This is a genomic window from Streptomyces canus, assembly GCF_041435015.1.
GTDB classification, from domain to species: domain Bacteria; phylum Actinomycetota; class Actinomycetes; order Streptomycetales; family Streptomycetaceae; genus Streptomyces; species Streptomyces canus_G.
Genome location: NZ_CP107989.1, coordinates 2,514,556 through 2,537,276 on the forward strand (window position 1 = coordinate 2,514,556; position 22,721 = coordinate 2,537,276).

Annotated in this window: 17 protein-coding genes and 1 pseudogene; 14 read left to right on the forward strand and 4 right to left on the reverse strand. The window is 70.8% G+C overall.

Going from position 1 to position 22,721, the window contains the following annotated elements; genetic code table 11:
- Nucleotides 1–418 precede the first annotated feature (418 nt).
- Both OG841_RS11215 and OG841_RS11220 read left to right on the forward strand, forming a co-directional pair.
- Nucleotides 419–1,081: a DUF6230 family protein gene (locus OG841_RS11215; protein WP_328641545.1), complete on the forward strand. Its 663-nt coding sequence runs from the start codon at nucleotides 419–421 to the stop codon at nucleotides 1,079–1,081.
- Complete coding sequence (locus tag OG841_RS11220) at nucleotides 1,081–1,608, forward strand: DUF6114 domain-containing protein (RefSeq protein WP_328641544.1); 528 nt, start codon at nucleotides 1,081–1,083, stop codon at nucleotides 1,606–1,608. The genes OG841_RS11215 and OG841_RS11220 overlap by 1 nt, the downstream gene beginning before the upstream one ends.
- 97 nt (nucleotides 1,609–1,705) lie before the next feature.
- Here the strand turns inward: OG841_RS11220 and OG841_RS11225 are convergent, their stop codons facing one another.
- Nucleotides 1,706–2,437 (reverse strand): peptidase E, encoded by a 732-nt coding sequence (locus OG841_RS11225; protein WP_328641543.1) that lies wholly within the window; start codon nucleotides 2,435–2,437, stop codon nucleotides 1,706–1,708.
- Between the two features lie 716 nt (nucleotides 2,438–3,153).
- Between OG841_RS11225 and OG841_RS11230 the strand changes: the two genes are divergently transcribed.
- From OG841_RS11230 to OG841_RS11250, 5 genes and pseudogenes are all read left to right on the forward strand, one after another.
- Nucleotides 3,154–4,167 (forward strand): substrate-binding domain-containing protein, encoded by a 1,014-nt coding sequence (locus OG841_RS11230; RefSeq protein ID WP_328641542.1) that lies wholly within the window; start codon nucleotides 3,154–3,156, stop codon nucleotides 4,165–4,167.
- A 69-nt stretch (nucleotides 4,168–4,236) separates the two neighbouring features.
- Nucleotides 4,237–6,657: pseudogene (locus OG841_RS11235) on the forward strand (nitrate- and nitrite sensing domain-containing protein); the annotation flags it as partial.
- Between the two features lie 847 nt (nucleotides 6,658–7,504).
- The gene (locus OG841_RS11240) at nucleotides 7,505–7,927 is read left to right on the forward strand and encodes a roadblock/LC7 domain-containing protein (protein ID WP_030313681.1); all 423 of its coding nucleotides are present in this window, start codon (nucleotides 7,505–7,507) and stop codon (nucleotides 7,925–7,927) included.
- A 1-nt stretch (nucleotide 7,928) separates the two neighbouring features.
- Nucleotides 7,929–8,288 (forward strand): DUF742 domain-containing protein, encoded by a 360-nt coding sequence (locus OG841_RS11245; RefSeq protein ID WP_328641540.1) that lies wholly within the window; start codon nucleotides 7,929–7,931, stop codon nucleotides 8,286–8,288.
- Nucleotides 8,275–8,868, forward strand: a complete 594-nt coding sequence (locus OG841_RS11250; RefSeq protein ID WP_328641539.1) for a GTP-binding protein — start codon at nucleotides 8,275–8,277, stop codon at nucleotides 8,866–8,868. Before OG841_RS11245 ends, OG841_RS11250 begins: the two co-directional genes overlap by 14 nt.
- A 7-nt stretch (nucleotides 8,869–8,875) precedes the next feature.
- Here OG841_RS11250 and OG841_RS11255 read toward each other — a convergent pair whose 3' ends face one another.
- Nucleotides 8,876–10,384, reverse strand: coding sequence for a M81 family metallopeptidase (locus OG841_RS11255; protein ID WP_371564703.1), 1,509 nt, complete (start codon nucleotides 10,382–10,384; stop codon nucleotides 8,876–8,878).
- A gap of 52 nt (nucleotides 10,385–10,436) precedes the next feature.
- Complete coding sequence (locus OG841_RS11260; RefSeq protein WP_371564705.1) at nucleotides 10,437–11,630, reverse strand: ROK family transcriptional regulator; 1,194 nt, start codon at nucleotides 11,628–11,630, stop codon at nucleotides 10,437–10,439.
- A 181-nt stretch (nucleotides 11,631–11,811) separates the two neighbouring features.
- Here OG841_RS11260 and OG841_RS11265 point away from each other — a divergent pair, with 181 nt between their 5' ends.
- Genes OG841_RS11265 through OG841_RS11285 form a run of 5 tightly spaced genes read left to right on the forward strand, consistent with a single transcriptional unit; the run spans nucleotide 11,812 to nucleotide 17,927 of the window.
- Nucleotides 11,812–13,557: a peptide ABC transporter substrate-binding protein gene (locus OG841_RS11265; RefSeq protein ID WP_365115423.1), complete on the forward strand. Its 1,746-nt coding sequence runs from the start codon at nucleotides 11,812–11,814 to the stop codon at nucleotides 13,555–13,557.
- Nucleotides 13,557–14,516 (forward strand): ABC transporter permease, encoded by a 960-nt coding sequence (locus tag OG841_RS11270; protein WP_371564708.1) that lies wholly within the window; start codon nucleotides 13,557–13,559, stop codon nucleotides 14,514–14,516. The genes OG841_RS11265 and OG841_RS11270 overlap by 1 nt, the downstream gene beginning before the upstream one ends.
- A 26-nt stretch (nucleotides 14,517–14,542) precedes the next feature.
- Nucleotides 14,543–15,415 carry an ABC transporter permease gene (locus tag OG841_RS11275; RefSeq protein WP_328643683.1) on the forward strand — a complete coding sequence of 291 codons (873 nt, stop codon included), beginning with the start codon at nucleotides 14,543–14,545 and terminating at the stop codon, nucleotides 15,413–15,415.
- Nucleotides 15,412–17,031: an ABC transporter ATP-binding protein gene (locus OG841_RS11280; protein ID WP_328641534.1), complete on the forward strand. Its 1,620-nt coding sequence runs from the start codon at nucleotides 15,412–15,414 to the stop codon at nucleotides 17,029–17,031. The genes OG841_RS11275 and OG841_RS11280 overlap by 4 nt, the downstream gene beginning before the upstream one ends.
- Nucleotides 17,028–17,927 carry an ROK family protein gene (locus tag OG841_RS11285; protein ID WP_371564712.1) on the forward strand — a complete coding sequence of 300 codons (900 nt, stop codon included), beginning with the start codon at nucleotides 17,028–17,030 and terminating at the stop codon, nucleotides 17,925–17,927. Before OG841_RS11280 ends, OG841_RS11285 begins: the two co-directional genes overlap by 4 nt.
- 234 nt (nucleotides 17,928–18,161) lie before the next feature.
- On the opposite strand, the gene OG841_RS11290 is transcribed toward OG841_RS11285, so the two are convergent.
- Nucleotides 18,162–19,127, reverse strand: coding sequence for an ABC transporter substrate-binding protein (locus OG841_RS11290; RefSeq protein ID WP_371564714.1), 966 nt, complete (start codon nucleotides 19,125–19,127; stop codon nucleotides 18,162–18,164).
- A 366-nt stretch (nucleotides 19,128–19,493) separates the two neighbouring features.
- Between OG841_RS11290 and OG841_RS11295 the strand changes: the two genes are divergently transcribed.
- Both OG841_RS11295 and OG841_RS11300 read left to right on the forward strand, forming a co-directional pair.
- The gene (locus OG841_RS11295; RefSeq protein WP_365115428.1) at nucleotides 19,494–22,229 is read left to right on the forward strand and encodes an ATP-binding protein; all 2,736 of its coding nucleotides are present in this window, start codon (nucleotides 19,494–19,496) and stop codon (nucleotides 22,227–22,229) included.
- On the forward strand, nucleotides 22,226–22,702 hold the full coding sequence (locus OG841_RS11300) for a roadblock/LC7 domain-containing protein (RefSeq protein WP_057611113.1): 477 nt from the start codon (nucleotides 22,226–22,228) through the stop codon (nucleotides 22,700–22,702). The genes OG841_RS11295 and OG841_RS11300 overlap by 4 nt, the downstream gene beginning before the upstream one ends.
- The last annotated feature ends 19 nt before the right edge of the window (nucleotides 22,703–22,721 follow it).

The following is a 22,721-nucleotide window of genomic DNA, read 5'->3' on the forward strand; positions in this document are numbered from 1 at the left end:
TGAAGAGCCCGTGAGGACAGATGGTCCGGGAATACGGGCAGGTGCCGCCCGACGGTTGGATCCGGCGCCACGGATCCGAGGGAAGCCAGGGAGAGTTGTAGACCTGATCATCCGTCAACGTCAAGATGCAACAAGGGAGTTGATCATCGTTCGCCGATATTTCCCCGCCGGTGGGAACGCTGTTGATCACGGCTGCCACATAATCGACACCCTTTACTCACAAGTTGCTTGACCCATGACCGTAACCGCCGGTAACTTCCGTGTCGCTACTGCGGAGTACGTGAAAGCCCTTGCAGCCGCCTGGGTCGGGAGGGAGACGTGCGCCGCAGTCGCTGTCCGCGCCAGGACAACACGCCACTGAAGCCGCACATCCGCACGTGAGCCCCACTTGCGTTGACTATGCCCCTGGGAGCAGCACATGGCCTCGTCCGTCGGCACCATCTCCGAGACCCCCGAAAGCGGTTCCACCCCTGAAGCCTCCGACAGCCACAGACGCGGGCGGGTCCGGGGACGCCGGGCCGCGATCATGGCCGTGCCGGCCGTCGCGATCACCGCGGGTCTCGCGATCCTGACCGCCGAGGGTGCACTGGGCGTCCAGTTCGCCATCTCCGGCATGCCCTTCACGGTCACCGCGACGGAGCTCACGGGCACCGGGTTCGAGCAGTTCGGCGGCCTCGACAACATGGCGGACAACAGCCCGAACGCCGGCGACACCGGCGGCCAGGTGCTGGTCGTCACCTCCGCCATCAAGAGCGCGACCCTCACCAAGCTGTGCCAGAGCGTCGACCTGGGCGGCACCAACCTGAAGATTGAGGCGGGCGCCGGGGAAAAGAAGGTCGAGGCCACCGACCTGACCACGGACTCGACCGAGATGTCCGGTAACGCCGCTTTCCGCAACATCGAGATCGGTAATGACGCCAGCACCCTCACCAAGGCGGGCGTGAAGGGTCCCCTCGGTGTCTTCAGCCAGCAGGCCGACACCGTGTACATCGACAACCTGCGGCAGACCAACTACGCGACCACGGCGGGCGTCTTCAAGCTGCCCGGCCTCAAGCTGAGCTTCAGCAGCAAGGCCTGCTGATGGAGGGGCAGGAGTCGGAGGGCGCTCAGCGGCCTGTGGCCGACCAGGACGCGTTCACCCGCTGGGTGTACGGACGCCCCTTCTTCGGCGGACTGTGGCTCACCCTGGGTGGGGCATGGATCCTGCTCACGATGAAGGCCTCGGTGAAGGTCGTCCTGCACGTGGGGATGCAGGGGGTGGCGGGCTACCTCCTGCCGACCCTGATGGTGCTGCTGGGACTGCTGATCCTCTTCAGCCCCGACCAGCGCCTGTTCTACTCGATCACCGGCGTCCTGATCTCCATGGCCACCTGGGTCACCTCGAACCTGGGCGGCTTCATGGTCGGCCTCCTGCTGGGGGTCGCGGGGAGCGTCCTGACCTTCGGCTGGCTGCCCGACCAGGACCAGCGGGTGGGCCGCCACGAGCGGCGCGAGCAGGCCCAGAGGGCGGAGCGACCCGGTGCGGCGACCGACCCGGGGCAGCCCGGTCCCGCGGCCGACCCGGCGCAGGCCAGGATGGTCTCCGGCCTACCGCAGGCCACCCAGTAGCCGGGCCCGCACAGACCGCACCCGTCCGTGGGATCACGCACCTCCGCAGGAACGCGCGTCCGCTCTCCCAGGGCCCCGACCGCGCAGGCACAGCCCGTCAGACGCCGGGCAGCCTGCGCGGTTCGACGCGTTCCTCGACCGCCGTCCCGCCGTCGCGCGTGACGACGTAGGCGCCCTTTCCGGGTACCTCGGTGACGGCCTCGACGAGTTCGGTGCCGCGGTAGACCAGTCCCACGCCGTCGTCCGTGCAGTGGGTGACGGGCAGGGTGCCGTCCGCGACGAGTCGGTGGACCAGGGGGCGACGGCCCGGGTCACTGTCGTAGTGCACGCCGTTTCCGTACGGCAGGAAGCCCAACGCGTCGGTGAGCGGGCGGAGTTCGGGGCCGTACGAGTCGGTGGTGCCGCCCTCGAACCAGCACAGGGAGCCCGCGCTGACCCCGCTGAGCACCACCCCGGCCTCCCAGGCCCTGCGCATCACGCGGTCGAGACCGTGCACCCGCCACACGGCGAGCAGGTTCGCCACCGAGCCGCCCATGACCCACACCACGTCCTGCTCGAGGACGGTGCCCTCGACGTCCTCCAGGTTGGGCATGGGGAAGAGGTGGAGCGGGGTGAGGTCGAAGCCGGCCACCCGGGCCGCCTCGTGCATGCGTGCCGTGAAGTGTTCGGCGTCCCCGATGGCCGTGCCGACGTACATCACGCGCGGCCTGCGGCCGTGCGCGCCCGACAGATCCACGGCGTGGTGCACCAGCGCGTGGAACGACACCATGGTGCGACCACCGGTGCGGTGCCCTCCGGAGGTGGCGACGATGGTCGGTTCCGATCCCATTCACGTGATCATAGCCAGCGGCCGCGCGGGGACAGGGGCGAGGATGGGGGCATTGCTCGATGCCCTCGACCGCGGCCTGCTCCACGCGCCGCGCACCGCGCACCGCGCACCGACGGGCGGGTGCCGTTCAGCCGGGTCGCCGCGGTGCCGGGCGTCTCGGCGCAGGCGGTCCCGCGGCGGTACCGGCGGCTGTGCGCGGACTCCGGCCTGCGGGTGGTGGGGCTGACGGGCCCTCACCAGGCTGGCCTACCCGGTGGTTGGTACGACTGACGGTGACCGCCCGCTCGGTCCGGGACAGGCGACCAGGGCGGCCGGGAAGGCCCGGTGGGCGAACAGCTCCGGCTCCACCAGCGGGGTGCGGCCCGTGCCGGCGACGTGTCGCTGGTGCCCGGACGGCTCGGGCACCGAGGTGATCCGGGACGCGGACACCGCGATGTACGGAGGTGGTGGGGCGCAAGCCGTGACGCGGGGGGCGAGGCGGGGGACGACGCGGGGCCATGAACGCCACCCCGCTACCGCCACCTCCTCCTGCCCGCAGGCGTGAAGATCATTACGATGCGGAACCGAGAAGCCACTACAAGGGGCTGATCACTTGACTACCGGCGGTCACACGCGGTTGGCTCCTGGCCAGTGAAGGTTAAACCGGCCGACGCACCCGCGTTCCGGCCACCCTTTCGCGTTCCGCCTGCTCGGCCGCACAGCGAGGTGCCGCACCCATGAACACTCCTCCCCCACCTCGGACTCCCTCGAGATCCCTGCGCGTGGCCGCCCTCGCCTCCGTAGCCCTCCTGCTGCTCGCCGGCTGCTCCGGCGCCGGTGGCGACTCCTCCCTCGGGTCGGGCAGGGGCGCGGCGGGGTCGGACGCCGCAGGGCTGAAGGTCGCCCTGATCACCCACGGCGGCGAGGGTGACGCCTACTGGGAGCTCGTGCGGAAGGGGGCCGCGGTCGCCGCCGTGAAGGACGGTGTCGATCTGACGTACGCGAACGACTCCGACCCGGCCGGGCAGGCGCAGCTGGTCCGCGACGCGATCAGCGACCGGGTCGACGGCATCGCGGTCACCCTGGCCAAGCCGGCCGCGATGAAGGCACCGGTGGCCGCGGCGCGGGCGGCGGGAATCCCGGTGGTGGGCCTCAACTCCGGGATCGACGCCTGGACGTCGCAGGGGCTGCTGGAGTACTTCGGCCAGGACGAGAGCGTGGCCGGCGCCGCCGTCGGGGACAAGCTGAACGGCCTCAAGGTCAAGCACGCGCTGTGTGTCATCCACGAGCGGGGCAACGTCGCCCTGGAGGCCCGCTGCGCCGGCGTGAAGAAGACGTTCCGCGGCGAGACCGAGAACCTGTACGTGGAGGGCACCGACCCCGAGGCCGTGGACGCCGTGCTCACGGCCCGGCTGCGGCAGGACCCCGGCATCGACGAAGTCGTCACCCTCGGCGCGCAGTTCGCTCTGGACGCCGTGGGATCGGTGAAGGCGGCCGACAGCAAGGCCCAGGTCGCCACCTTCGACCTCAACAACGACCTGGTCAAGGCGATCCGCGCCGGGAACGTACAGTTCGCGGTCGACCAGCAGCCGTATCTGCAGGGCTACCTCGCGGTGGACTCCCTGTGGCTGTACAAGACCAACGGCAACATCAGCGGGGGCGGTGTGGCTCCCGTCCTCACCGGGCCCGCGTTCGTCACCCGGACGAACGTCGCCGCGGTCGCGAAGTTCGCCGCGGCCGGCACGAGGTGACCTCCCTTCGGAACGACAACCCGCCTCCGAACACCCCACTCCGCTCTCCCTGACCGCCCAAGGACGACCATGCCCGACCGGACAGGTGCCCGGCGCCGCCTCGGCTCCATACGTCTCTCCCTCATCATGCTGGCGTTGGTGCCCAGCGTCACCCTCGCCGCCGTGTGGGGCGTGACGACCACGCAGTTGTTCTCGGAGGGCCTACGGCTGCGCTCGCAGACCGAGCTCAGCCGGTCGACCGGCGCGATGGGCACCGAGGCCACCCTCGCGCTGCAGGGGGAACGCGCGCTGTCCGCCGCCTGGCTGGCCGAGGTGCCCGGTTCCCGGGCCGCCCTGGACGAGAAACGCGCGGCCACGGACGCGGCGGTCGCCAAGCTCGTCCGGCGGTCCGACGAGATCCAGCGGGCGCCCGCGCGCATCGCCGACCAGCTGTACTCGGTCCTCGGCTCGGTGGGCAGCCTGGAGTACTACCGCGACCAGGTGGACCACCCCACCGACATCACCGCCCAGCAGGCGCTCGACCAGTACACGTCGATCATCGACGACCAGATACACGCCTTCCAGCAGCTCTCGCAGGTCGACGACGGCGACCTCACCTCGCAGGCCGGGCCGCTGGTCGCCATCGAACACGCGGCGGAACTGACCTCGCAGGAGGATGTGGCGCTCACCCTGGCCTGGCCGTCCGGGCATCTCGACGAGAAGGCCTGGGAGCAGTTGGTCCAGCTGGTGAACACGCGCCGGTGGCTCGTCGAGGACCAGATCGTTCCCGCGCTGAGCGGCACCGCGAAGACGCAGACCGAGCGGATCCTGGCGAGCCCGGACTGGCGGGCCCTGACATCCGTCGAGGACCAGGTGCTCGCCGCGCGTCCGGCCGCCGGGACGGGGAAGGTGGCCCTGCCGGACCTGCGCAAGCGGTGGACGCCGGCGATGGACAGGGTGTCCGTCCGCTACACCGCGCTGATCCGGCAGCAGACGTCCGGGCTGCTCACCCGCAGCGCGGACAAGGCGCACGAGCAGCTCCTGACGGCGGCCTCGCTCAGTGCCGGCGGGCTCATCGCGCTGCTGCTGTGCCTCGTGATGTCCTGGCGGATCACCCGTTCGCTGTCCCGGCGGCTGCGCGGCCTGCGGGAGGCCACGCTGAGCCTGGCCAAGGAGCGGCTGCCGGACGTGGTCGCACGGCTGGACCGGGGCGAGAAGGTCGATGTGGACCGGGCCGCACCGGAGTTGGACTACGGCTCGGACGAACTGGGGCAGGTGGCCAAGGCGTTCAACGCGGCGCAGCGCACGGCCGTGCTGACCGCCGTCGAACTCGCCGACACCCGGCGGGGATTCCAGAAGGTGATCCTCGGGATCGCGCGGCAGAGCCAGAACCTGGTCAACCTCCAGCTCAGCCGGCTGGACACGCTGGAGCGCGAGCACCAGGACCCGGACGTGCTGTCGGGGCTGTACGAACTGGACTCCACGGCCAGCCAGTTGCGGCGGTACGAGGAGAACCTGGTCATCATCAGCGGCGGGCAGCCGCGGCGCAGCTGGACCGAGCCGGTCGCGCTGATCGACATCCTGCGCAGTGCGGTGGGTGAGGTCGCCGAGTACCAGCGGGTGGAGGTGCGCACGGAGGAGGAGGTCTGCCTGGCCCCGCCCGCGGTCGCGGACGTGATCCACCTGCTGGCCGAGCTCATCGAGAACGCCACGCTGTACTCTCCCGCGCCGAGTCCCGTCTCGGTGCGGGCGGGGCTGGTCGCCAAGGGGCTTGCCGTCGAGGTCGAGGACCGGGGCCTGGGCATGTCGGAGGACGAATACGCCTCCTTCAACGCCCACTTGGCCCAAGCTCCCAAGTTCGACGTCGTCGCCCTCGCCGACGACCTCCGCCTGGGCATGTTCGTCATCGCCCGCCTCGCCAACCGCCACGGCGTCCAGGTGACGCTGCGGTCCTCGCCGTACGGCGGAACGACGGCGATCGTGCTGATCCCGCACGAGATCGTCGTACGGGAGGAGAGCGAGCCGGAGAACCTGGTCGGAGCCGTCGCACCGGCCGGCGCGGGGGCCATGACGGGGCCGGGACGTAGGGCGGCCTCGGCGGGTCCGGGACATGTGGAGAGTCGGTCCGACGGAGACCGACCGACAGACTCCGGGAGCGCACGTCCTTGGGCACGTACGGGGCTTGGTGCGGATGCGAGCGGGCCGACGAGCACGGCGGGTGACCTGGCCGGTGCACCGGGGTCGGCGGAGGCGGGAGGCCCGGCCGGTGCGTCGACCAGCGCGGGCCCGGGAGACCGGACCCGCGTGTCGGGGGCCACGGCCGGCACACAAGGCACGGCAGCCCCGGCGAACTCGTCAGGATTCACCTCAGCGGGCACTTCCGAGACCGCGACCGGCGCTCAAGGCGCGGCGGCCCCCGCGCGCTCGTCAGGATCCATCAGCGCGTCGCGTCCGGTGGGTACCGCCCGCCCGGACGGGCTCGCGCCTCTCCCCCGGCGGGTGCCGCAGACCAGTCTGGCCGTCGAGTTGAGGGAGGACGCCCCGGCCGTCGGCGAGCAGGAGGACGCCGACGAGTTCACCGCGGACCACGCGGCCTCCTCGCTCGCCGGATTCCAGCGCGGGACGCTCCGCGCCCGGGACGAGGACGACGTCCTCGACACCCTGGAGAGCACGACCACGGCGACCGGCGACGGGACCGACCCGCTCGGCACCCCCGGGGACGGGTTGCCCGGCGCCCCGGCGAACTCTGCCCCCGCCGGGGAAACACCCCCCACCGATCGGCACAGTCTGCCCAGTGCTCCGGGCAGCCCGGACGCTCCCGCCGACGATCCCCAGCGTCGTAGCCCCGAAGAAACGGCCCCCGCCGACCACAACCATCAGCCCCGCCCCCGAAAGACCCCGAACGCCGCCCACCACACCACCGCCGACGACCCCCCGCCCGGCACCCCCGAAAGAACGGCCCCCGTCGACCACAACCACCAACCCGGCACATCCAAGGCCCCGGACGCCACCCACCACACCACCCACGAAGACCAGTCCCCGCTCGGCACCCCCGAGAAAGCAGCCCCCGCCGACGACCCCCAGCCCGGCACCCCCCAGGCCCCGAACGCCGACCAGCACACCCCCCACGAAGGCCAGTCCCCGCTCGGCACCCCCGAGAAAGCAGCCCCCGCCGACGACCCCCAGCCCGGCACCCCCCAGGCCCCGAACGCCGACCAGCACACCCCCCACGAAGACGAGTCCCGGCCCGGCACCCCCGAAATCACGGCCCCCGCCGAACCCGCACCCCCCGCTGCCCCGCAGGACGCGGCCGTCGTCGCTCGTAGTCCCCGTATCGATCGCTCATGAAGGACACGCCATGACACGCCCCACCCCCGCCACGCACACCCAGCTGGACCAGCTGCTCACCGGACTCGTGGAGCGGGTCGCCGACGTGACGCAGGCTGTCGTGCTCTCGGAGGACGGACTGGTCGTCAGCAAGTCCACCGGGTTCCTGCGCGACGACGCCGAGCGGCTGGCAGCGACCGCGTCCGGTCTGATGAGCCTGAGCAAGGGCGTCAGCATGGACTTCCGGGGCGGCCCGGTGCGCCAGGCGCTCATCGAGATGGCCAACAGTTTCCTGATCCTCACCTCCGCGGGGCCCGGCGCCCACCTCGTCGTGCTCACCGGCCCGAACGCCGACGTCGGCGTCGTGGCGTACCAGATGAACATGCTGGTGAAGAAGATCGGCGAGCACCTCAGCGCAGCACCACGGGCCGGCATCGGCCCCACCGGCGGGTGAGGTGACCGACAGCGACGCGGCGGCCAGGCTGGTGCGACCGTTCGCCCTGACCGGCGGAAGGACGCGGCCCAGCCGTGCCGATTTCACCCTCATCACCACGGTGACCGCGGTGGACCCGCCACCGGAACTCGCCCCCCGCCCGCAGGCCGAGCAGACCCGCATCCTGCGCCGGTGCGCCCGCCCCGTCGCCGTGGCGGAGCTGGCCGCGCTGCTCGACCTCCCGGTCAGCGTGGTCGTGATCATGCTCTGCGATCTGCTGGAGGCGGGCCTCATCACCGCGCACCCGCCACGTCCCGTCTCGCCCCGCTCCCCGGACCTGGACCTGTTGCAGAAAGTGAGGGAAGGCCTTGGCCGGCTCTGACCCGCTCGCCACCGAGACAGCCGGTACTCCCACCGCACCCGACACCGTCAAGATCCTCATCGCCGGGGGCTTCGGGGTCGGCAAGACCACCATGGTCGGGTCGGTCAGCGAGATCGCCCCGCTGCGCACGGAGGAACCCCTCACCGTCGCGGGCCTGGGCGTCGACGACCTCGCCGGGATCGAGCAGAAGCGGGCCACCACCGTGGCCATGGACTTCGGCCGGATCACCATCAGCGACGAACTCGTGCTCTACCTCTTCGGCACCCCGGGCCAGCAGCGGTTCTGGTTCATGTGGAACGACCTCGCCGTCGGTGCCCTGGGCGCGGTCGTCCTCATCGACGTCCGGCGCCCGGAATCCAGCTTCGCCGCCGTGGACTTCTTCGAACGCCGGCGCATCCCCTTCGTCGTCGCCGTGAACGGCTTCGACGGCCAACACCCGTACCCGGCCGAGGACATCAGGGAATCCCTCGCCCTCCCGGAGGGCGTCCCGGTGATGTTGTGCGACGCGCGGCGACGCGAGTCGTCCCGGGACGTGCTGATCACCCTCCTGGACCTGCTGATCGCCGCGGCGGTCGACTGACGGCACCTCACTCGTCGGGCCCGGTCAACTCCTCGTCCGAGGACGGGATCACCTGAGCCCTGAGGTCCGGGCCGGGCAGCTCGCGGTCGAAGGGGAACATCGGCCGGCGGATACGCCGGTGGCCGAGGCGCGGCAGGTCCTGGTCGACGCCGCCCGGGGTGAGGGCCATCTTCCAGTCGGCGGCCATCGCGAACAGCTCGGGCTCCAGATACCCGATCTTGACGAGGACGAGATCCGCCTCACGCGGCGCCAACTCCAGGTCGGTGAAGTCGTGTTCACAGTGGTACGGCTTTCTCAGGCGCGTCAGGATCACGTACACGCTTCCCACCCGCAGCACCGCCTCGGTCACCGCGTGCTGGTCACCGTGCCGGATCGCGTGGACCACACCGGTCAGCGTGAGCGGGCCCGCGTGACGGTCGTCGACCTCGGCACCCGCGGTCACGGTGACCGTGGCACCGACGCCGGCCTGCACGGCCGTGTCGACGGCGGCCGGGCCCGGGAGCGAGGCGTAGATGACCACCGGGCCCGAGGGATCCTGGAACTCCGGGCGGGCCAGCACCTGTTGGAGCCCCCAGGTGACATCACCGGCGCCGCCCGCTGTCGGGTTGTCGCCGGTGTCGCTGATGAAGTACGGCCGCTTCCGCGAGGCCAGCGCCGCGTCCAGGCACTCCTCGAGCGTGCCGGTCGGGGCCACGAAGTCGAAGTCGTGGCGGGCCTTCCAGAAGCCGCGGGCCAGCCGTTCGGCACCGGTCGTCACCGCGTCCGCGGAGGAGCCCGTGACGACGACCGCGGCCCGGTTGCGGGGCTCGTCCGCCCACGCGTAACCGACCCAGATCGCCGCGTCCGTCACTCCGTCGGCCGCCTCCACCTCCGCCACGGCGGCGTAGACGCTCTTCGCCGGCTCGATCCGGGTGGAGGTCTGCTCACCGGCCAGGAGTACGGGGACCGGGATCCAGGCCTTGACCGGGCGGGGGGCGCCGGTCGTGAGGTGGTGCACGAGGTTGCGGGCGGCCCGCTCCTTCGTCTCCATCGCGTCCTCGTGCGGGGCCATGCGGTAACAGGTGATCAGGTCGGTGCGGTGAGCCAGTTCCCGCGAGACGTTGCCGTGCAGGTCCATGGAGGCGGAGATGATCGTGTCGGGGCCGGTGATCTCCCGTATGCGACGCAGGAGTTCGGCTTCGGCGTCGTCCAGACCCTCGACGGTCATCGCGCCGTGGATGTCGTACCAGAGGCCGTCGACGGGGCCCAGTCCCCGGAGACGGTCGAGTAGTTCACGGGTCAGCTCGGCGTAGGCGGCCGCCGTCACCGTACCGCCGGGCAGTGCCTTGCCGACGAGGGTGCCTCGCCAGTCCGCTGCCTCGCGCAGCGGCTGACCCGGGGCCAGGAAGGGATAGCGGGTGAGGACGTCCGCACCGCGCAGGGGGTGGAAGGCGGAGGCTTGCGTGCGGGCCGGGGAGAAGGTCGAGGATTCGATGCCGAGGCCTGCGATGGCGATTACGGGGAGGGATGAAGGCACGGTTGCTCCAGGTCCGTTGGTGTCTGCGAGTTCGTCGTGGCTGGTCGCGCCCCTACAAGCCCCCAGTGACCGTCTTCATCGCCTGCGCCAGCGCCCGCTGCAGCGCGAACTGGCCTGCCCCCGCCAACCCGGCATCGGCGCCCAACGAGGTCCGCTCGATCACCAGGTGCTGGGTCACCAGCGGATGGCAGCCCTCGTACAGCTGACTTCGCACGGCCGCGACGAACGGCTCCAGCGTGGAGAGGATCCCGCCCAGGTACACGGCGTCGGGGTTGAAGAAGTTGACGTTGGCGGCGAGGACCTGGCCGAGGTAGCGGCCGGCCTGGCGGACCGCGCGGGTCGCTTCGGGGTCGGCGTCGAGGGCGAGGCGTACGACGTCCTCGGTGCTCGCCACCGGCAGACCCCGTTCCCGCAGGATCCTGACCAGTGCCGCGCCCGAGGCGACCGTCTCCAGACAGCCGGTGTTGCCGCAGGAGCAGGGGGTGTCCTGGGCGGCCTCGACGCGGACGTGGGTGATCTCCCCCGCCCCTCCGGTCGCGCCCCGGTACAGCCGCCCGTCCGCGATGACGCCCGCCCCGATCCCGGAGCCCACCTTCACCATGATCGACTGCCGGCGTTCGACGGGCCGGACACTGTGCTCGCCCACGGCCATGCAGTTGGCGTCGTTCTCCACGGCCACCGGGACGGCGAAGCGCTCCTCGAACCAGTCCCGCACGGGGAAGCGGTTCCAGCCGGGCATGCGCGCCGGAAGGGTGACGAGGCCCGGCTCGACGTCGACCGGGCCCGGCAGGCACAGACCGACGCCCCGCAGCTGCTCCCGGCCGTGCCGGTCGATCAGCGTCTGGAGCGTGTCCGCCAGGCCGGGCAGCGCGGCCTCCGGCCCGTCCGCCGTGGCGAACGGCACGGTCGAGACGTCGGTGAGGCCGCCCCCGGGGTGTACGACCCCGACATGCGCGTGCTTCCCGCCGAGGTCGGCCGCGACCGCGTATCCGTCGCTGCCGCCGAGCCGCAGCACCTTGCGCGGCCGCCCGCCGGTGGAGGACCGGGTGCCCTCCTCGGCGACCAGGCCGTGCGCCAGCAACTGGCCGACCGCGAAGGACACGGTCGAGGGCGCTGCGCCGAGCAGTGCGGCGAGTTCCGTACGGGTCGACGCCTGCCCGGAGGCGAGAAGTTCGAGGACGCCCTCGGCGAGCGAGGAGAAGCCGGAGCCGTGCCGGCGATGCGGTGGCGGACTTTTTTCAAGCATGGTCGAAGTTACTCCCGAATTCGACGGCCCAGGCGTCGAGCGTAGGCCCGAAAGCCCTCTCCGTGCTTTTTTCAGAACAGCAGAAACAGGCTTTTTACAGCGGCACGCCTATTTCTTCCAACAGAGGGGGCGTTCACTTGGCCCACCCCCGCTTCCACCTCCCTGGTCCCAGGAGCACGCCATGCCCCCTGCCCGCACGAGACTCCTCGCCGGTGCCGCCGCCCTCAGCGCGGGCACCCTGTTGCTCACCGCCTGTTCGGGGTCGAGCGGCACGTCGTCGTCCTCGCACGACACGATCAACTACGCGCTGCCCGCGAACTTCACCCCGAACTGGATCCTGCCGATCGGCACCGCGGCGCACCTCAACACCAACAACATCTCCATCGCGAACACGATGTGGGAGCCGCTGATCGCCTACGACGGCTCGACCGGCAAGATCGGCTGGAACAAAGCCGGTTCGGTCGCCACGGACGCCACGTTCGCCGCGGACAACAAGAGCGTGACGATCACCCTGGGCGACCGGCACTGGAGCGACGGGAAGCCGATCACCTCGGCGGACGTGAAGTTCTGGTTCGACCTCATCAAGGCGAACAAGACCGCGTGGGCGGGCTACAACCCCGGCAAGGCGCCGGACAACTGGACGTCCTTCAAGACGGTCGACGCCCGCCACTTCACGATCGCCTTCGACAAGGCCTACAACCCGCAGTGGATGCTCGCCAACGAGCTGAACTCCATCACCCCGCTCCCGCAGCACGCCTGGGCCGGCGGCCGGGACGCCAAGCAGGCCTGGACGTACCTCAACGACGCGGCGAAGAACATCTCCGGGTACGCCTCGAACCCGCTGTGGAAGACCATCAGCGGCCCCTACTCCGTCAAGTCCTTCTCCACGGCCGGCAAGGTGGTCCTCGCCGCCAACACGAAGTACGACGGCGGCGAGAAGGCGAACATCCCCACGGTGAACCTGCTCCCCTTCACCACCGCCGACGCCGAGAAGAACGCCCTGCGCTCGGGCAGCGTCGACTACGGCTACATCGAGGCGACCGACCTCGACCAGAAGGACAGCTTCACCGCACAGGGCTTCAAGGTGGAGCCGTGGTCGGGCTGGGCGATCACCTACATGCCGTACAACTTCAACAACCCGGCGATGGGCGCCGTGTTCAAGCAGCTCTACGCCCGTCAGGCCATCCAGCACTCCATCGACCAGGCAAGTCTCGCGAAGGTCGTCTTCAACGGGACGGCGGTACCCGGCTACGGCCCCATCCCGCAGGGACAGGCCTCGGACTTCCTGTCGTCGGTGCAGAAGGACAACCCGTACCCCTTCTCGAACGACACCGCCAAGTCCCTGCTGACCAGCCACGGTTGGACCGAGCAGGGCGGGGTCATGACCTGCTCCGAGCCGGCGAAGTGCGGTGAGGGCGTCGCCAAGGGCACGAAGTTCGAGATGCAGGTGCTCTCGCAGTCCGGCTCCGCGGTCACCGACAACATGATGAGCGCGATCCAGTCCTCGCTCGCGAAGACCGGCATCAAGTTCTCCATCAAGACCGCTCCGGTCAACTCGGTGCTCTCGCAGACCCCGCAGTGCACGTCGAGGCAGTCGATCTGCAAGTGGCAGCTGAGTTTCTTCGGCACGGCGGGCAGCTGGTACTTCAACGCCTTCCCGACCGGTGACTCGCTGTTCCAGACCGGCGGCGGATCCAACTTCGGCAACTACGCGAACCCGGACGTCGACAAGCTCGTCTCCGCCTCCACGACGTCGAGTTCGAACCAGGCCATCCAGGACTACAGCGCGGCCCTCGCGAAGGACCTGCCGGTCATCTGGCTGCCCGAGCCGGACTACCAGATCTCCGTCGTCAAGAACGGGCTCGGCGGCTTCTCCCAGGACTCGCTGGCCAACTTCCACCCGGCGCAGTGGAAGTGGATCGGCTAGTGGACACGGTCCTCTATCTCGTCCGTCGGCTTCTTCAGGCCCTCGCCGTGATCCTGATCGTCACGATCGTGGTCTTCTGCCTGCTGCACGCGCTGCCCGGGGGTCCCGCGCGCGGGATCCTCCGGCCGCAGGCGACGGCCGGGCAGATCGCCGCCTTCAATCACGAGCAGGGGCTCGATCGGTCCCTGCCCGTGCAGTACGTCCTGTATCTGCGCGAGTTGGTGCAGGGGGATCTCGGGACGTCGTACACGCTGAACGAAGCGGTCTCTCGGCTGATCGAGCAACGGTTGCCGAAGACGCTGGTGTTGACGGTGTTGTCGGCTGTCGTCGGGCTGGTGCTGGCGGTGCCGTTGGGCATGTGGCAGGCGGTGCGGCGGAACAAGCCGACCGACTACGTCATCACCACGCTGAGCTTCGTCGCGTATTCGACGCCGGTGTATTTCCTGGGGCTGCTGCTGATTCTGCTGTTCACGCAGACGCTTCGGTGGTTTCCCTCCCAGGCCCCCCAAGGGGACACGTTGGGGCAGGTGTTGGCCGATCCTGCGGGGCTGGTGCTGCCCGTGGTCACCGGGGCCGCGTCCATGGTTGCCGTGTTCAGCCGCTATATGCGGGGCGCGACGCTGGAGAACCTCTCCGAGGACTATGTGCGGACCGCTCGGGCGGGGGGTGCGGGGCAGTACGCCGTGCTCTTCCGGCACGTTTTCCGTAACTCGCTGACGCCGGTGGTGGCGATGCTCGGGTACTACGTGCCGGTGCTGTTCGGGGGCGCGCTGGTGGTGGAGCAGTTGTTCAACTACCCGGGGATGGGCCTGTTGTTCTGGTCCGCGGCCCAGTCGTCGGACTATCCGGTGCTGTTGGGGTGTGTGCTGGTGATCTCGGTGGCGACTGTTGTGGGGACCTTGCTCGCGGATGTCGTGCAGCGGGTTGTGGATCCTCGGGTGAAGGAGGGGCGGGCGTGAGTGTTCAAAGCGCGGGCCGGTGGGGGCTGATCGCGCCCCGTGGCGGAGCCGCAAAGAGACGCAGCCCCGCGCCCCTGAAGGCACGCTTCGCGCGCAATCGGCTTGCTGTGGCTGGACTCGCGGTGGTCGTCCTCTTCCTGGCCTTCTGCTTCATCGGCCCCCTCGTGTACTCCACCGATCAGACCCACACCGACCTCACGCAGGTCAACCTCGCACCCAGTGGCTCCCATTGGCTCGGTACCGACGCCGTCGGACACGACCAGCTCGGGCGGCTCATGTACGGCGGTCAGGTGTCGCTGCTGGTGGGGCTGGCGGCCGGGGTGCTCGCGACCGTCATCGGGACGCTGTGGGGGGCCATCGCGGGGTATGCGGGCGGCTGGGTGGACGCCGTGATGATGCGGGTCGTCGACGCGGGCATCGCCATCCCCGCCCTGTTCATCCTGCTGGTCGTGTCCGCCATCACCAGTCCCGGCACGCTCGGGCTGATCGTCGTGCTCGGGCTGGTGTCCTGGCTGGTGCCCTCCCGACTCGTGCGGGCCGAGACGCTCACGCTGAAGAACCGGGACTATGTGCTGACCCTACGGGCGACCGGCGGCACGCACGGGCGGGCCATCCGCCGGCACATCCTGCCCAACTCGGTGTCCACGATCGTCGTCGCGGCCACCTTCCAGATCGCCGACGCGATCCTGCTCATCGCCTATGTGTCGTATCTCGGGCTCGGTGTACAGCCGCCGAAGACCGACTGGGGCGGCATGCTGTCGGCCGGGCTGACGGCCGCGTACTCGGGGCGCTGGTGGCTGATCGTTCCGCCGGGCCTCGCGATCATCCTCGTCGTGTGCGCGTTCAACGCGATCGGCGACGGGCTGCGGGACGCCTTCGACGTGAGGGGACGCGCGTGAACATCCTGACCATCGAGGACCTCGGGGTGACCTTCTCCACGGAGACGGGTGACGTACCGGCCGTCCGTGGCGTGTCGCTGCACGTCCGGCCGGGCGAGACACTCGCCCTCGTCGGCGAGTCCGGGTCCGGGAAGTCGACGGTGGCGCTCGCCGCCATGGGGCTGCTGCCGGGCACCGCGCGCGCCTCGGGGCGGGTCTCGGTCGACGGGACGGAGATCGTCGGTGCCGCGGAGGCCTCGCTCGCCCGGCTGCGGGGGCGGACCGCCTCCATGGTCTTCCAGGAACCGGCCACCGCCCTCGATCCGCTGACCCGGGTCGGCGCCCAGATCGCGGAAGTCGTACGCAACCACCGGGACGTCTCCCGGTCGGAGGCCGCCCGTGAGGCGGTCGAGCTCCTGCGCCGCGTCGGGATTCCCGAGCCGGAGCGGCGGGCCTCGGCGTTCCCGTTCCAGCTGTCGGGCGGGCAGCGGCAGCGGGTCGTCATCGCCATGGCGATCGCCAACTCGCCCGGTCTGCTGATCGCGGACGAGCCGACCACCGCGCTCGACGTCACCGTGCAGGCCGAGATCCTGGATCTGCTGCGGCGGTTGGCGGCCGACTCGGGCACCGGCGTCCTGCTCGTCACGCACAACATGGGCGTGGTCGCGGACTTCGCGGACCGGGTCGCCGTCATGCTGCGGGGCGAGGTCGTGGAGACGGGGCCCGTGGAGGACGTGCTGTTGCGGCCCGAGCACGAGTACACGCGGGGGCTCCTTGCGGCGGTGCCGCGGCTGAGGTTCAGCGGCGAGGACGCACCCCCGGCCGAAGAGCCCCCGGTGGTGCGACTCCGGGACGTGTCCGTGCGGTTCGGACGGGTCCAGGCCCTGGACGGCGTCCTTCTCGACGTCCGTCCCGGAGAAACCGTCGGGCTCGTGGGCGAGTCCGGGTCGGGCAAGTCGACCGCGGCCAGGGTCGCACTCGGGCTCGTCGCGCCCGCCTCCGGCTCGGTGTCCCTGTTCGGGGCCGACCTGGGCCGCGTCCGGGGCCGGAAGCGGCGGGCGCTCCTGTCCGGTGTGGGTGTGGTGCTCCAGGACCCGGTGGCCTCGCTGGACGCGCGGATGAGTGTGGCCGAGTGCGTGGCGGAGCCCCTCAGGGTGCACCGCAGGGGGATGTCGGGGGCCGAACGGCGGGACCGGGTCGCGGAGGTGCTCGAACTTGTGAGGCTGCCAAGGGAGTTGGCGGGTCGGGGGCCGCGTGAGCTGTCCGGTGGTCAGCGGCAGCGGGTGAGTCTCGCCCGGGCGCTGGTCCTCGAACCCCGGCTGCTGGTCGCGGACGAGCCGACGAGCGCGCTGGATGTGAGCGTGCAGCGGACCGTGCTGGAGGTGATCGCCGAGTTGCAGCGGGAGTTGGGGTTCGCCTGCCTCTTCGTCTCCCACGACCTGGCGGTCGTGCAGGAGTTCGCGCAGCGGGTCGTCGTCATGCGGGACGGGCGGGTCGAGGAGCAGGGGCCGACCATGTCCACGCTGCTGCGCCCGGAGACCGAGTACACCCGGCGGCTCATCGCGGCCGTACCCGTGCCGGATCCGGTGGTGCAGCGGCGGCGGCGCGCCGAGCAGCGGGCCGGGGTCACCGCGTGAAGGCGGTCGCCGGGGTCGACATCGGCGGTACGAGCACACAAGTGGCTTTGTTCGCCGATGACTTGACGGTTGTCGACCGACTGGAGGTGCCCACGCCCGCGTCCGTCGGCGGGGACGCGATGGTCGGCGCCGCGCTGGACGCCGTACGACTGCTGCTCGACCGTACGGGCGTACGGCTGCTCGGGGTCGGGGTCGGGGCCGCGGGTGTCGTGGACGTGCGGGAGGGGCGGATCCTGGTGGCCAGCGACTCGTTCCGGGACTGGGCCGGGTTCGCGGTCACGGCGGCGTTCGAGGAGGCGCTCGGGGTGCCGGCGTTTCTCGACAACGACGTCAACGCGTTCCTGCGCGGCGAGGCGACGGCCGGGGCGGTGGCGGGCGAGCGCGATGTGCTCGGGATGACCCTCGGCACCGGGGTCGGCGGGGCGCTGTGGCTGGACGGCGCGCTCTACGGCGGGCCGCACGGCGCGGCGGGCGAGATCGGGCACATCCCGGGCTTCGGCGACCTGCCGTGCACATGCGGCGGGCGCGGCCATCTGGAGACGCTGGCGTCGGGGCGGGCGATCGCGGCGCGGTACGGGGAGCGGACCGGGCGGGCGCTGAGCGCGCGCGACGTGGCGGAGGCCTCCGACGCGGACGCGCTCGCCGTGTACGAGGACGCGGGCGCCGCCGTCGCTCGCGCGCTCCTGGTCACGGCGGGCCTGCTGGATGTCACCACCGTGGTGATCGGCGGGGGCGTCGGCCGCGCCTGGACGCTCCTCGAACCGTCGATCCTGCGGGCCCTGGCCACCGAACCGCCGGTCAGCGGGCATCCGGTACGGGTGGTGCCGTCACTGCTCGGCGGGGACGCGGTGGCGGTGGGCGCCGCGGCCCGGGTCCGGGCGGAACTCGGAATCTGACCTGCGAGCCGGTGGGGATTTCGCGCGGTCACGACGTCGGGGTGGACACCGGTGCCGCCGGACAGCGGGGCGTTGCCGCGGACGGTGCGCATCGCTCGGACCCGGCGGGGTGGGCGCCGAACCCGAAGTCGCCCGCGCCGGGGTCGAGCAAGGCCACGTCCGGACCGGCGCGGGCCCTCCAGGGAAGTGGCCTCCCCCGTGGGGGAGGCCACCCGCGCCGGTTCTCGACCGAGGTCAGCCCAGGCTGTTCGTCTTCAGCCACGCCTTCGCCACGTCCAGCGGGTCCTTGCTCTCCAGCTGGACCTGGAGGTCCATCTCGAGGAGTGCCTTGGTGTCCAGCTTGGCCGAGACGGCGTTGAGCGCGGCGACGCCCTCCGAGGAGAGGCCGGACTTGTAGACCAGCGGAGTCACGTTCGCGAAGCCGAAGAGGTTCTTCGGGTCCTGGAGGACGACGAACTTCTCCTTGATGATGGTCGGGTCGGTCGTGAAGATGTCCGCGGCCTGCACGGTGTTCTTCTTCAGCGCCGCCTGGGTCAGCGGACCGCCCGCGTCGAGTGCCTTGAAGGACTCGAACTTCAGGCCGTACACGGACTCCAGGCCCAGCAGACCCTGCTGCCGGGTCTGGAACTCCGGCGAACCGCCTATGACCAGGTCCGGGGCGATGTCCTTGAGGTCGGCGAGTGTGGATTCGGTGGTGAGGTTGTACTTCTTCGCGGTGGCCGCGTTGACCGTGACCGAGTCCTTGTCCTCCGCCGGCGCCGAGTCCAGCAGCGTCAGCTTGGAGTCGAGCTTGGCCTTGGCCGCGGCGTCCACGGCCTGCGTCGACTCCTGCTTGGCATCCTTGTCCAGGTAGGCGAGCAGCGAGCCGTTGTACTCGGGCAGGACGGTGATGGAGCCGTTCTTCAGCAGGCCGTAAGTGGTCTCGCGGCTGCCGATGTTGGGCTTGTAGGTGACCTTGATGCCCTTGGCCTTCAGGGCTTCACCGTAGATGTCGGCGAGCAGGATGCTCTCGGCGAAGTTGTTGGAGCCGACGACGACGGTGTCGCCGTTGCCGGCCCCCGCCGTGTCCTCGCTCAACGGGTCGGAGGTGTCGTCGGAGGACCCGCATCCCGCCAGCAGGACCGTGGCGGCGGCGAGCGCGACAGCGGCCACGCCGGGGTTCTTCCTGATGGACCTGCGGTGTGCGGCGGTAAAAGTCACGATTCCCGTTCCGGAACTCAGGGGGATGCAAGGTGGTTCAAGGACGTTCGAGGGGGAAGCCCTCGCACTGATCCAATCCAGCCCGTTCTCGGTCAGTCAAGACCGGCCTGGTCACAATTGGCACCAACCCATGGTCGGTTGTGAAGGAAGAGCGAAACCGGCACGCCGGGTGCAGCGCGGGTTGTAACGGATTCTTGACTCAGGGCGGCGGCAAGCGCTGTCCGAAGAGGCTGTAGTCTCGCCGAAGTTGGCGCCGGTCACACAGGCGTGCAGGAGCCACTCAGGTGTCCCTATGCACCGTCCCGTAGCGATCAGTATCGGTCATGTGCGTTCTCGCGCCGCCGAGACACCCACGAAGGAGGGCTGGTGTCCACGAACGAGGTGGGCGCGTCCACCCGGTCGGCACCGTCGCCGTCGCGGGGCGGCACCCGTGGCAGCGGTATCCGGGGCATACGGGACTTCGCCGAGCGCTGGCCGTTCCGGCGCAAGCTGAACATCCTGGTCGGTGTGCCTCTCGCGGTGGTCGCCGTGCTGCTGACCTATCTCTTCGCCGACCAGGTCGGCCAGTCCCGGGACGCGTCGGACGCGGCCCAGCTGGTGCGGGACAGCGCCGAGGTGGCCAAGCTCGTCGGGCAGTTGGAGGCCGAGCACCAGCAGGCCGTCCTGCTCTCCGTGCGCCACCAGGCCTCCTGGGACGGCGCCACCCCCTCGCAGTCCGCCTACCGCGAGGCCCAGATCCGCGTGGACAACCAGGTCGAGAAGGTCCGCGCGACCTTCGGCGGCCGGCTGCCGGACGAGGAGGCCCAGGCCCTGCGCGAGGTCAACGGCCTGGAGGACCTGCGCAACACGATCGAGAAGGCCTATCTGCCGGCCGACAACATCGACCCGGCCTACAGCGACGCCGCCAAGGGCCTGATCGACGGTCTCGGGCTCGACCGCAACCCGGCCCTCGCCGCCACCTTCACCGGCAACCTGCTCGACTCGCTGCTGCGCGCCGACGCCGCCCACGGCGCCTTCGAGACCGGAGTGTTCTCCGCGACGACCGGCGACTCCAACGCCCTCATCGAGCTGATCGGCGCGATCGGCTCCTACGACGAGTACACCCACCAGGTCGAGCGCTTCGGCCGGTTCGCCAGTGCGGAGCAGGCGGAGGAACTCGGCGACATCGAGCACAACACCGCCCAGGCGACGATCGCCCGGCAGTACGCCGAGCTGCAGATCGACCCGGGCTCGCTCCAGGCGGACACGCCGTCGGAGATCAAGAACGCCTTCCAGACGGCGCTCGACTCCTACCCGGACTACCGCGCCCAGGCCCGGACCCGGCTGAAGACCACGACCTCGCTCATCGACCAGATCGCCGACCGCGCCGACACCGCCTCCCGGGACGCGCGCTCGAACGCCGCCTGGCTGCTCGGGTCCGCTCTGCTCGGCTTCGTGCTCTGGCTCGCCTTCTCGGTCGCCGTACGACGCTCGGTGGTGCGCCCGGTGCAGGCGCTCACCGGTGCCGCCAAGCAGGTCGCCGAGGTGGCGGGCCGTGAGCTCGCCCGCGTGGCCGACGACGACACCGAGGACACCGGGACGCCGCGGCTCCAGGAGATGCCGGTCACCGCGAAGGACGAGATCGGTGACCTCGCCGACGTGTTCAACCAGGTGCAGAGCACCGCGGTCGCGCTCCTGGAACGCCAGGTGCTCAGCCGTCGCAACGTCGCCGAGATGTTCGGCAACGTGGGCCGCCGGGTCAGCAACCTGACCACCCGGCAGCTGGCCCTGATCGACGCGGTCGAGCGCGGCGAGACCGACCCGGCGCTCCTGGAACGCCTCTACAGCATCGACCACATCGCGGTCCGCCTGCGCCGCAACGCCGACAGCCTGATGCTGCTCGCCGGCATCCGCGAGACCGTCCTCGACTCCGGGCCGCTCGCCCTCACCAACGTCGTCCGCGCCGCGCTCGGCCAGATCGAGGGCTTCCAGCGGGTCTCCCTCCAGGTCGGCACGGAGGTCATGGTCGAGCCCGACATCATCGGCGACCTCACGCTGATGGTGGCCGAACTCGTCGAGAACGCCGTGGCCTTCTCGCCCGCCGGCAGCCCCGTCGAGGTGATCGTCAAGGACAGTCACGAGGGTGCGCTGGTCGTGATCTCCGACCACGGTCTCGGCATGAGCGCCGAGCGCCTGGAGGAGGAGAACGCCCGCCTCATCCGCCGCGAACGCCTCGACCTCGTCCCGACGAAGGTGCTCGGCCTGTTCGTGGTCGGCACGCTGGCGCGCCGCTGGGAGGTGGGCGTCACCCTCACCCGCACCCCCGGCGGCGGCGTCACGGCCGAGGTGACGATCCCGTCGTCCCTGCTGCTGACGATGAGCCCGGTGGCGGTTGCCTCCGGCGGTTCGACGGCGGCGGGTACGGCGGCGGAGTCCCGTACGGCACCGGTGGCGGACGCGTCCGGCACCACCACCGGAACGCTCCCCGGCTCGGCCGCGGCCGGCCATGTCGGCGCGACCCCGCGCACTGCGGCGGAGACGGCACAGGCCCCCCGTACGACCTCGTCCGCGGGTCCGGTACCGGCAGCGCGGGCGGAATCCACCGTGGGCGGGACGGCGGACGCCGGGTCCGGCCAGGGCGGTGCGAGGTCCGCCGAAGCCGGCGTCCGGGGAGGCGGCCCCGGCGCATCCCACGGGTCCCCCGCTTCCGCCACAGGCGAGCCCACCCCGCTCCCCCGCCGTATCCCCCACCGCGACACCTCCTCCGGCACAACCCCGTTGATCCCGCAGGCCCGTACCGGCGAGGCGACCACCGCCGAAACGACGGGGAACGGCGACGGAGGCGACGGCGGCCGCCCCCTGCGTCGCCGCGTCCGTGGCGCCACGCTGCGCACCACCCTCGGTGCCGACGCCGTGTCCCAGGCGGCCCCGCCCCGGCCCGCGGACGCCGACGCCGTGCGTGACGCGCTCGACGAGTTCGAGGCGGCCGTGGAGCGCGCCCACCGGGACAGCGAGACCGGTAACCACGTCAGACCGGTGCTCGAGGACGACCTGGAAACCCGCACGACCGCATCCAACCCCCCGCACGACCAGAACCACTCCCCGGAAGGAGCGGAGCAGTGAGCACGTCCACAGGTGACACGCCTACGGAAGGCACCACGCCCGCCGACCTGCAGGCCGCCGCAGCCGACTTCACCTGGCTGCTGAACCGTTTCGCGACGGAGACGGCGGGTGTCGTCGACGCCATCGCCGTGTCCTCGGACGGGCTGCTCATCGCCGTGTCGGAACTACGCGAGCACGCGGACTCCGAACGCCTCGCCGCGATCGTCTCCGGCATCACGAGCCTGGCCGCCGGTGCCTCCGGCAACTACGGCCTCGGCGGCCTCAACAAGGTCATCATCGACCTCGAGGGCGGCCATGTCCTCGTCTCCGCGATCGGCAGCGGCGCCGTGCTCGGCGTCGTCACCGACAAGGAGGCCAAGCTCGGCAACATCGCGTACGAGATGACGCTGTTCGCGAACCGGGCCGGCAGCGCGCTCAGCCCCCAGCTGGTGCTCGAACTGAAGAACAGCGTCGGCGCGGCGTCGAAGCGCTGACCGAGGAGGAAGCGCAGTC

Coding starts and splice junctions, on each gene's coding strand:
- OG841_RS11240 (WP_030313681.1), top strand. CDS start 7,505: ATGACACGCCCCACCCCCGCCACGCACACCCAGCTGGACCAGCTGCTC.
- OG841_RS11220 (WP_328641544.1), top strand. CDS start 1,081: ATGGAGGGGCAGGAGTCGGAGGGCGCTCAGCGGCCTGTGGCCGACCAG.
- OG841_RS11230 (WP_328641542.1), top strand. CDS start 3,154: ATGAACACTCCTCCCCCACCTCGGACTCCCTCGAGATCCCTGCGCGTG.
- OG841_RS11225 (WP_328641543.1), bottom strand. CDS start 2,437: ATGGGATCGGAACCGACCATCGTCGCCACCTCCGGAGGGCACCGCACC.
- OG841_RS11215 (WP_328641545.1), top strand. CDS start 419: ATGGCCTCGTCCGTCGGCACCATCTCCGAGACCCCCGAAAGCGGTTCC.
- OG841_RS11265 (WP_365115423.1), top strand. CDS start 11,812: ATGCCCCCTGCCCGCACGAGACTCCTCGCCGGTGCCGCCGCCCTCAGC.
- OG841_RS11260 (WP_371564705.1), bottom strand. CDS start 11,630: ATGCTTGAAAAAAGTCCGCCACCGCATCGCCGGCACGGCTCCGGCTTC.